8 protein-coding genes are annotated in these 10,832 nt (G+C 43.8%); all 8 read right to left on the bottom strand.

Features of this window, described 5'->3' with window-relative positions:
• Positions 1-9: 9 nt before the first annotated feature.
• Positions 10-1,578, bottom strand: a complete 1,569-nt coding sequence (tssA, locus tag NL643_RS13960; RefSeq protein ID WP_253644636.1) for a type VI secretion system protein TssA — start codon at positions 1,576-1,578, stop codon at positions 10-12.
• Positions 1,565-3,565, bottom strand: a complete 2,001-nt coding sequence (locus NL643_RS13965) for a protein kinase (protein WP_253644637.1) — start codon at positions 3,563-3,565, stop codon at positions 1,565-1,567. The genes tssA and NL643_RS13965 overlap by 14 nt, the downstream gene beginning before the upstream one ends.
• A 237-nt stretch (positions 3,566-3,802) precedes the next feature.
• Positions 3,803-4,747, bottom strand: coding sequence for a hypothetical protein (locus NL643_RS13970; protein WP_253644638.1), 945 nt, complete (start codon positions 4,745-4,747; stop codon positions 3,803-3,805).
• Positions 4,740-5,732 (bottom strand): DUF2169 domain-containing protein, encoded by a 993-nt coding sequence (locus tag NL643_RS13975; RefSeq protein ID WP_253644639.1) that lies wholly within the window; start codon positions 5,730-5,732, stop codon positions 4,740-4,742. The genes NL643_RS13970 and NL643_RS13975 overlap by 8 nt, the downstream gene beginning before the upstream one ends.
• Positions 5,713-7,032: a hypothetical protein gene (locus NL643_RS13980; RefSeq protein ID WP_253644640.1), complete on the bottom strand. Its 1,320-nt coding sequence runs from the start codon at positions 7,030-7,032 to the stop codon at positions 5,713-5,715. Before NL643_RS13980 ends, NL643_RS13975 begins: the two co-directional genes overlap by 20 nt.
• A gap of 111 nt (positions 7,033-7,143) precedes the next feature.
• A complete protein-coding gene (locus tag NL643_RS13985; protein ID WP_253644641.1) occupies positions 7,144-7,626 on the bottom strand; it encodes a hypothetical protein in 483 nt (160 codons plus the stop codon).
• 2 nt (positions 7,627-7,628) lie between these two features.
• Positions 7,629-9,707, bottom strand: a complete 2,079-nt coding sequence (gene tssI / locus NL643_RS13990) for a type VI secretion system tip protein VgrG (protein ID WP_253644642.1) — start codon at positions 9,705-9,707, stop codon at positions 7,629-7,631.
• 72 nt (positions 9,708-9,779) lie between these two features.
• Positions 9,780-10,298 (bottom strand): Hcp family type VI secretion system effector, encoded by a 519-nt coding sequence (locus tag NL643_RS13995; protein WP_005373415.1) that lies wholly within the window; start codon positions 10,296-10,298, stop codon positions 9,780-9,782.
• Between the last annotated feature and the right edge of the window lie 534 nt (positions 10,299-10,832).

Genomic DNA, 10,832 nt, shown 5'->3' on the forward strand with positions numbered 1-10,832 from the left:
ACTCTTTAATTAGTCATAAATTGCTTTCCACTCTTCATACTTCTCAGGTAAAAGATCCTTACTTCTGAATAACTGATGGAGTGTCTTTCGAATCAGGTCTTCTAACTGCGACGATAAGTGGGGTTCCCAGCTCGCGAGATTAAACGCATTTTGTACTTCCCACCCCTTCTCAAGATACGGCAAACACAACGGGTATAATCCAACAGACTGGTAAGCTGCTATCAATTGTAAATACAGCATGAACTGTCCACGCCCTGAGCCATCCAGCTCAAGCTTGCGGGCAAGTTCTGCGGCATATTCCCCTAGATTTTCTAGAGTGATATCCTCCACCAGCAATGAATCTTCTTCAGCGATCACAACCGTCTGTACGACAGTTTGTGCTGCCGATGAAGTAGCATCTTGAGTAGACAACCAACTCAATGTTGCTTCATCTGCAAATGGTATAGAATTCTTAAAAGAGAGGTGTTCGATGCCCTCCAGTGACTCAACAAACCGCTTTACTTCTTGTTTCACGGCAAGTGCTGCGTCATCAAAACCTAAGTTAGTAAGCATCAAATACACGAAATGGTGGCCTGTGAGCCAAAATGGCGCATCAGTTAGCGTGCGCTCCAAACGTTTAATCGTGTCGATGTCACTTTCCTGATTGGCTTTGTCGCGGTATTCCGCTTGTTGATCGGACGATACCGCCAAGCTCAATGGCGTTTGATTGTTTTGGTGGTCAGGTAGACCATCAATGTCATCCCAAGTCAGATGACGATAAATTCGGTAAGCCAGCGGATCACTTGGGTTTGCATGAAGCATGACTTCCGCGACTTTTTTTAACGTGCGTTTTGAAGCCGTAGGCGACGAGAAATCTGTATCGACATCGACTTCTTTTGCTACGGCTTTCTTAACTGGCGCAGGTTTAGGGGCCGGCGGAACCATCTTCGCTGAAGCGGTTTGAACGTCGTTCTGTGCTGGCATTTCTACCGCGGCAGGCTGCGTAGCTGGTGCCGCTTGTTCGATGGTAGCTATTGCGTCATCGCTCTGGTCATCGGCCGCCGCTTGTTGAGATAACACATTGAGCTGCGTGCGAATCTCAAAGAAGTCAGCTTCGGAATCTTGGTAAACATCGTCGTACTGACGCTGCACTTCTTCAATCGCCGAAATACAGCCTGAAACTAATTCCCAAGATTGCGCACTGTCCGCAAGCTTAGTGCTCATCAATTTAAATTGATGGTTCAACCACTCCACCGCACCGTCTCTACCGCGTTTCCGTGACGGGTAAAGATCACTACCGAAGCAAGCTAACGCCTCATTAAGCAGTTTCAGACCTTGCTCAAAACCTTTGAGCCCAGATTCCTCGGCAAGCGCTCGTACTAAATAGCAAAGTGCTTTTAAATCTTTACTATGATGCTCGAGCACTTCCATTGCATTGGTTTTTACTACATTCCAGTCGACCGTTTCGCCAAATAGAGAGCCGAACTTTTTTACCTCGGCTTCCATCATTTCATAGCAAAACTCGTAACGAGCATCGTTACCCGCAGGAGATTCATCAGAAATCGGTTTAAGAAGGTGATCAGTATCAATGTTGGACAAAATTCGCATCTCCTTCAGTCAAGTAGTCTCTCAATGCACGAGCTACGGCAATGGCACCATTTGCAGGCTTAGAAAACTGATGACTCTGATTAATCGCATCCGACGCCATGCTATCTAGAATTTTTGTGATTTCTGTAAATTTTCTTGGCGCATTTCGTTCTAAATCAGCAAGGGACTCATGCAATTTCTGTTTGTCGAAAATGGATTGCTCCATCACCGTACTAAACAAAATAAATTCGCTTCTTGCGATGATTAAGTCTGTTATTTTTTTTTCTAGTTCTGGCGTATTACCAAAGTAGTCTTTGGCTAATTCAGCTTCTTCAATCGCTTTGGTATAAAAGTGAGCTTCTGCATGTTTATCAATGGAGTCATTAATATTTTCCATCACTCTCTTTGGTAAAATTTGGCTATAGAAATATGCCTGTGACTGGTTTAATAACCACGCCTCTTTCATTTCTTCTTCTGCGAGCTTAGCTTCACCATCTAAAATTAAGTGAGCAACCTGCTTATCACGACTGCCAGCAATGGCAGATACTTTCATGGAATCAACAGAGGCGACATTCAAACCCGACATCACTTTAGTCAGTGTTTCGTCCGCATAGGGAAACAATGCACCATCACGAACGAGTTCCTCTCGCAACGTGACAAGCTCCTTGCGTAAATCCACTAGTGTCTGTGGTAGTCCATCAGCTAAAGCTTGGTAAGACTTCAACTGAGTCTGTTTTTCATTATATAAACCCGAAAGGCTTAATTGCTGAACTCGATACGCTTCTCGGTAGGCTTCAGTCGTATCAACGCTCTGCTCAGTTTTTGCTAATACTTCTTTGATTTTCCATGGCGGCTCAGCCAAAAAAGAAGCAGTATCTGCGGGCGTGATTGTGTGACTTAAAGGTGTCGTTTCTTGGGCAAAAATAGCATCCAATGCATCCGAATCTTGCTGATACAAATAACTTCCTGTCATTGCCAGCACACTCAACACTAAGCTCGCCTCTAATATTTTAAAGCGTCCGTACGCTGTTTTATCATTCGACTTACAGTGTGTAAGCAGAAGATCCGCATTACGCAAGCTACTGAAAATTGGTGCGTTAGAATTTGAGTTAATCGATTGAGTATCGATTCGTGCTAACTGCTGGGCGAAAGAAATAGCGGTATAGCCATGCCCTCTTGGTTTATTGATGACTTGTTTGAGCAACTTCCAAATATGAGCCGGGATCAATGCAGGACGCTTTCGGTCTTTTAATTGTTTATTCCAAGTATCACCAAATATTGAACCCAAAAATAAATGTCCAGCGAGCAAAGCAAGGGAGTAAACATCATCTTGCGGTTCCGCGATGCCAGTTTCGATATAAAGAGGTGAAGCGTAGTTCAAGCTTGCTTCTGCGTAAGGTTCCGTTTCTCCAATATAACGAGCAGCACCGAAATCGATGAGTTTAACGTAATCGCCTTCACTCACTAGCACGTTGGATGGCTTAATATCAAGATGGCAGATGCCTCTTGTGTGCATAAACTCTAAGGCACCAGCGAGTTGATATACCAACCAAGCGATATGGTCGTGGCGGAAACCTTTAGAAGAGTGACGCTCCATCTTTTCTGCCAGTGATTCACCTTGGATCCACTCGTACATCAAATATGGGCGTTCGAATTCGTTGCCGATTTTTATGAAGTTAGCCACGCTAGGATGTTGGGAAAGCTCTAATCGACTCGCTTCGTTAACCAACATTTTACTCGCAAATTCTGGCGAGTCATCATTGATAACTTTGCAACAGATCTGCTTTTCTGGCTGCCCTTTTTTTGCAAGATGGTAAACCGTTGTCTTACCATTTTTAGAAGGAAGCTTGTCTAATACATCAAATTGTGAAAAAAGCACGTACTCAAGCTTTGGCTTATTTTTTTCTGCTAGCCTTTGCTCATTCAGTTTCTTTTTCTCAATAGCTTTCACAACCAACTGATCGATATATCCTTTGGCTGTACTCTGATTATTAGACACTTAGTACTCTTTCATAGAATAAATATTATTAGAGTTGAATAATATTTTCTTGAACATACTTGTATCAAGGCTAGTATTTAAAACAAACAGTAAGCCTATTATTTTAGTTATTATTACTAACTTATTAGAGTTTTTTACTTACGCTTTCACTGCATCAGTTATACGCTTTTTCATGATACAAACGTAAACCTAATAATATGAGTGTATTTTCATTGCCATTTGATCGATGAGTGCCTACTAACATTGCAGCAACTGGAGAATCCCCTTGTCACCATGAAAGTCAAACATTAACAACGTGGTTGGTTGCCTAAAATGGTGATCTCTGACCGCAAAGGCGATTAAAGCTAGAGAAGAGCAACTGCCCATCGTGCCCCACAACTCATTGATAAGCTGCGGTTGTTCTGGGTTCGTGAATCGTTCTGCTTTAGCCCCCAGAGCAAAGCCGTAATCTTCCGAGTGCATGCGAAGGTTCGTCATATCGGAATACACTTCACCAAATGAATCGAGCTTTTTACTCGCACGTTGAACAAGTCGAAACATGCCTCTTCGGTCTGAAGTGTTTAATTCCGTATCAATGTAGCCAAGCTGCGCTTGAGGCTTAAGTTTCAATGTCTCTATGGTATTTCTGCGACAAAGAATTAAACCTGCCCCACCCTCGCTCGGAATAACGCCCCATGGATTATTCGTACTCATTACCATCGCATCGTCGATGAGTGTTTGCATCGAATTCACCAAGGAATCGACACTGATACACATCATGGCATCATATTTATCCAATGATTTCATGGCCTGGAGAACGAAACTAGGCCCACTGGCATGAACTGCATTCACCACAGAGAGAAAGTCAGCGTAGTGACTTTCACCAAGCCATTCTTGCACCTTTACTAGTGAAACAGACGCAGGCACCGCTATAAGCAAAGGTATTGGTCTCAATGAACGTGGTAACTGCGCTAACAATGAATCAAGCAAGTGGGTTATTAACTCACACGTTTTCTCAAACTGTTCCATTTCTTTGGTGTATTCGATTTTTGCGTAAGTAAACCGCTCGATACCATCATCCCCTACACATTGGTCGAATCTTCCTAAATCAGCATACGAAACTGCACTGGCAATATCTAAGTTCATACCAGTTGGTGTCATCACTTCCATACCCAACACATAGCGACCTGTTGAATTATGCATGCTCGCTTACCTCTTCCAACTTAGTGATCGATGTCGACACCAACAAATGCTCTTTACCCTGACAAGGAAACGCAGCGGTGTAACTGATTGATATGGTTTTCTTTTCCGCATCAACGAATAAGGTGTACATCGCCATATCAGCTTGATAACTTTGATCTTTGAACGTCGCGATCGCACGGTATTTTTCTTTAGGAATTCGAAATGAAAGCGTGTCATCATGACAAAAACCACTCATCATCAAACGCTGCCCCCCACGAAGGAAGCCTTTGCACTGTTGATCAATAGGCGCGCTTTGGAAGAACCGCTTATCAAAATCGAGTGGCAACATTGGCTTGCGGTTCTCAATCCAGTCGTCATCGAACGTGCCAGCCAGCTTCTGGCGCGACTCAAAGAACGGAGGCACTGGCCCGAACCCCGCAACGCGTAGTTTTTTCACGTCGGAACTCCAATCCTCACGAGGATAAAAAACCGAAGGTGCTTTCTGTTCAAGCAATTCTTTGTTGGAATCGGCAACCCCACCGCCTATTCGGTTACGTAAATCACCGCCTACCGCGCAAGTGTAATCAATGTCTTTTTCAATAAATGGGACTGGATTGCTCAGCGTGATACTGCCAGCATGCTCAACCCATACGCGTTCCCCGTGAATAGCGAGAGTCTTATCGATATGACCATCAATCAGCACACGACACTCTTGGTATGTCACTGGCTTTTTCGCGTAGCTGCGCGCTTTGCCGTAAACAAGTACATCTGTGTTTTCTTTGGTATACGCGAACTCGTGGTCAACTTTCATCGCAGAGAAGCCTTCTTCGCCCAAATATTGGGGATCATCGAAGATTTCACTTTCACCTAATTCGTGCCAAACCACACCATCGAATTGCCATGTGCGTTTGGCGACCACAACCCAGACTTCATCGCCATTTTCGTCACGTTGAAAACGACCTTTAAGTGATAGCTCAGGGTGCGCCTCAATATCCCATAACTGCATTGCTATTCCTTAAGTTGAATCGTTCGCTCGCAGAAGGTGCGGCCTTTAAATTGTTAAAGTTCCAGTCTTGTTGATGAATCGGCATTGCCATATCCCAAGGCACGTAGGCTCTGGATTGAATACAGAGTTGACGCCATAGCCAATCGCGGAACAGCACATCAACGTTAGCATCTTGCATCGCAGCTAACGTAGACTCGAAGCTCAATGCGTAACCCAAGCGGCTTGGTAGATTTTGGATATATTTTTCATCTTCCACCCACTCATTGAGAAGATCGACGATATCTTCCCATTCATACTCGACACCAACATCTTGCGGAGTCAGAGGAAGAAGTTTTCCGTAGACGACATACAAGGCTTGAAGCCAAATTTCACCCTCCGCTTCCTCCAGACTTTCCAAGTGCTCGATGATTGGGGGCATCAACTTCCAATCACCACTCAGAGCAAAATCAACAGGTGCTAATGGAGAAGAGATATCAAACGCCTCAAACTCTTTTAACTCAAGCAACTTGGCATAAGTGAGCACTTGCGCTGATGGTAATCCACTTGGTTCGATGCCAAAGCTCTGACGGAACCAAGTGCCTCTGTCACGTTTGGTAATCAAGCGTTCAAATAGATATTGTTCGCTGCCTTCATTGTCATTGAGCCAATCAATCCCCTCTTTCACGTCTTGTAAAGCGAGTAGTGGCAAAGCAACATGAGAGCTAATGATGCTTGCTTTGTGCCAACGCTTGATGAGAGAGACGCTTAGTGTTTGACGTACACGTAAGCATTCAAAGTAAAACGCACCGGATGTCGCATTACCCTCAATAAGCTCCGAAAGCGTGCTATCCATAGATTCAACCGGAGATTGCACGGCAACGACCATTGCAGTTTTAGCGTCAATATCTTCGAGCAAACTCAGTCCACACAAAAGGTTATCAAGATCTGAACCTAGCTCTCCTTGTAACATGAGCCAGATATAGATTTCTGGCTCTTTGCTTCTTAATTGATGGAGTAAGCCCGGCGCTAGCCGATAAAACGACAAGTACACCTGCTTCAGTTCTTCAATTTGGCGTTCAATAAGTTTGAGATACGCCAACTCACGACTTGGATAACCCCTTTTGTGAATTTGAACTCGCTGCCTGATTAAAAACCCGATACTTTCAGAAGCAATGGACAGCTTTTCATTACAGAAATCCAGCCATGTTACTGGCAACTGGGAAAGGTCATTCACAGCGCGCTCAGCTTTTGCTAACGCGCCTTCGACTTCTTGATTGGTTATGGGTGCCTTTAGGTGCTCGGCACCGATTCTTTGTCGCATCTAGTTGTCCGTTATTAGCGTGCCATAACGCGATTGCAATTAGTTAACTCGAAGTAATTAGCTCACTCGGCGTGACTTGTTAACACAAAACCATTAGCTAACGCGATGTAACTAGTTAATTGCGATCGTTCCGCCTTGAATTTTTTGTGCTTTTTCTGCTTGAGAAGTGACGTACTTCGCTTTAGTGGTAATTCGTCCATCGCGCCCGCTATAGCGAGTTTCTGTCTCACCACTTTTGACTACCAATTCTTGTTCTGTCTCGATAACCATCTTCTTCGCTCGCAGTACAAACTCATCAGAGTCATCCAGAATGGAGAAAAAAATGTCCGTCACAAGAGGCAAGCTTAAGTCGCCGTTCAAAAACTCAATTCGACAACTTAATCGATTATCGATAGCCATTTGCAGTTCAGAACGACGAAAGCCACGTCCTAGTCTCGCAGTGAGTGGCTGCTTAAATGGGTTACCATCAAAATCAACTCGCACACTGCCCGTAGACTCATTGATAGCCACTATTATTCCAAAACGCGAAAAGCAAGCCGTTGATTCGGCTTGCTGCTCTGATATTACTTCTGTTGTAAGAGGTTGTTTTTCCATTGTTAGTTAACCACTACGTTGCCACCTTTCACGACGACTTTGTCACTGCCTTCGATCGTAATAGCCGAGCCTGATAACTTTATTGAACCATCACTGTTCATCACTAAAGAGGAACCACCCGTTTTCAATACGATCTTGTCGCCACTGATAATTTGCGTCGCACCATCGGCTTTATAAGCGGTGTTACCTTTCACTGATACCGTTAAGTTGCCACCAACCGTCTGGTTATCATCCGCACCAATGTCTGAACTCTTAGATGCACCGATAGTAAGGTTACTATTTTCACCAATATCTAAGTCATCATTTTTACCGATCTTAGTCGTACGGTTATCACCAATTTCTAAGTCAGAATTGTTTTTCACATACTGGGCTTCGTTCGCGTTGTATGTGACGGTAACGTCTTGCTCGACTGTCTCGGTAAACGTACTGTTTACTTGTGTCGTTTTATGCCCATGAATGGTTTCTTTATGGTCACCATGAACTTCATTCGTTTGGTGACGTGCAACCTTCAAGAATTCATCTTGACCGATATCACGGTAACGGTTGTTGAGCACCTTGGTCGACATGTCTTTTTGAGCGTGAATATAGACTTCTTCTTGGTTCGCTTCGTCTTCAAAACTCAACTCGTTGTAACCTGTTCCTTTGTGCGTTTGCGTGCGGAACGTGGTACGAGTTTTGTTTTCCGGCAAAGAGTACGGTGGGAAATGCAAACCGTTGTAAACTGCGCCCGTAACTAACGGACGATCTGGATCCCCCTCAAGGAAGGTCACTACGACTTCATGGCCAATACGCGGCAAATAAACTGCGCCCCATGTTGGCGCCGCCATGGATTGGCTTACGCGGATCCAGCAACTTGAGTGTTCATCGTTATCGCCATAGCGATCCCAATGGAACTGTACTTTCACTCGACCAAGTTTGTCGGTGTAAATCTCTTCACCTTCTGGTCCTACAACAACCGCCGTTTGCGGGCCATCCACTACTGGTGCCGCTAGTTTAGGCGCTTTAAATATCACATCACGTGGAGTACATGAGAACTGGTTGTAGTAAGTGGTTGGCATACCACTCGCTTCATCTTCATGCACTTGCGGATCTTGCCCAGTGTGCATTACTGACAGCATAAGGTAATCGCGGTTGATCTCGGAGCGCGGATGGTCACTGACGTTAAAGCTGTAACCAGATGCTAAGCGCATTACGTCACTCGTTGCTTCCACTTGTTGATTATCGACAATGTGTTCCGACATCCATTCCGTGGTTCTCACCTGACCCATCAGTGGGTCAACGTATCGTCCAGGATAATCAAACTGCTTGAGATCTTGGTCTAGCTCACCAGCCTGTGTCATCTCTTGTGGAATTTTAGGGTGTTCGTAGTTGTAATCTGTGTACGTAACCTGTCCCGTTCTAACGCGGTTAACTAACTCGAGATCAGAGATATGCTCGCGATCGGCAACACCCCCACCATCGGCATGATAAACAATCGGCCCAATGTATGAAGCATTTAGTGGCGAGCTTATCAAAGGTGCAATCGCGTCATTACTGTCGACAATGACCATCGTATGATTTGAATCGCTATGGTCAAAGTAATACCACATACCGTGTTCAGCCATCATGCGCTGCACGAAGTGCAAGTCAGACTCACGATATTGCAGAACGTATTCTTTTGGAGGGTAAGTACCCGACACTTCAAATCGGTAATCGGTGACTGCTCCATCATCGAGTACTTCTGTGATGATGTCTTGCGCTGACTTTTGCTGGAAAATACGACAATCTTGGCGCTGAGATAAGAACCAAGCTTGAGGAACCAAGACTAATTGATAACGAGAAAAACGACGTCCAGTCCCTAAGTAACGAACTTCATTCACCACGCCGTTGAACACACGCGCAGCCCCAACACCTTGTCCGTAAAGTGTCAATGTTCCTGCTTTACGTATTAACTCATCGAACGAGATATCTGGATCAAGTGAAAGTAATGAGAGATTGATGTGGAAAGGCTTAGATAACTCTTCATGAACATGAAAGCTCTCAACCCGAAATTCATGCCCACACCCAGGCACTTCAAATTTAAATTCTACGTCATTCACCATATCTTTTACCTGATACAAATAATCGAATTAGGGCCAACAATCGTTGGCCCTGAATCTTTACGCGACGAGCAATTAAGCTTCGCGTGGAGCACGCCAGTCGTCGTTACCTGCAGTACCACAGTTTTCGTGAGTTACTTCGATCGCACGGTAAGTGAACTTAAGCACTTCTTCTGTCACGCGGTCAGCTGTTGCTGCGTCTTGACAGTGGTTCATACGAGTTTGGATATCGACAAGTAGCGCATCAATCAATTTGATTGAGTAGTAGTGCTCTTGTTTACCTTGAACTGAAGTACGGTAGAAGCGGATCACACACTCAGGAAGTTTTTCGCCAGATACTAGTGCGTTGAATAGTAGTGGAGATGAGCGATCTTGAACTTTAGTTACAACAAGTGGACGGTGTACACGTTGACCAGTTGGCTGACCACTTTGTGGATCACGTGGAACAGTTAGCACGTGATCAAGTTCTTGTACTAGGAACTCATCAACGTGAGCTTCTTGCCATGTGTTACCTACTGAATCTGCAGAGTAAGTATCTTTAGTAATATGGCCTTGAGTCTCACCTTGGATAGACATATATGCTGGAGTTGGCATCGCTATTTCCTTTTCTAAAATCTGTTTTGTTTAAATCACCAAATCGCTTATCACCGCGACTACTTGGTATAATCAAAGTCCGTGCCAACTTTGAAAGCACAACAAAAACAATGACTTAAATAAATCAAGGCATTATTCACTAATATCTTGAGTACAATTTATTGGATAAAAAACCAAAAAGTTGGATTAAGATAATAATAAATTGTTCTAACTTTAAAAAGTGAAAATAACCATATAAAACTGTGTAAATAAAGTCATTAAAACTAATAAATCCGACACTTTTACTATCAATTAATTTAGAATAACAACGCCATTAAAATAACCACAAACATTAATGTCACAATAATCATTAAAAATAACCAACAAACGATAGTCAAAATATCTTGATAAAAAAAGAACGCAATCACTTTTAGTATAACCGTCATTCCGCAGCCAATTTCAGAATTAAAACAATGTGATCCAGTGATCGTTTACAAATGTTAGTGCGACAGACCTCTTGACCGCGATCCCCAGTTTTGATCTATTACTGTTATT

It is taken from the genome of Vibrio sp. Y42_MX_L11 (assembly GCF_024181785.1).
Taxonomy (GTDB): domain Bacteria; phylum Pseudomonadota; class Gammaproteobacteria; order Enterobacterales; family Vibrionaceae; genus Vibrio; species Vibrio diabolicus.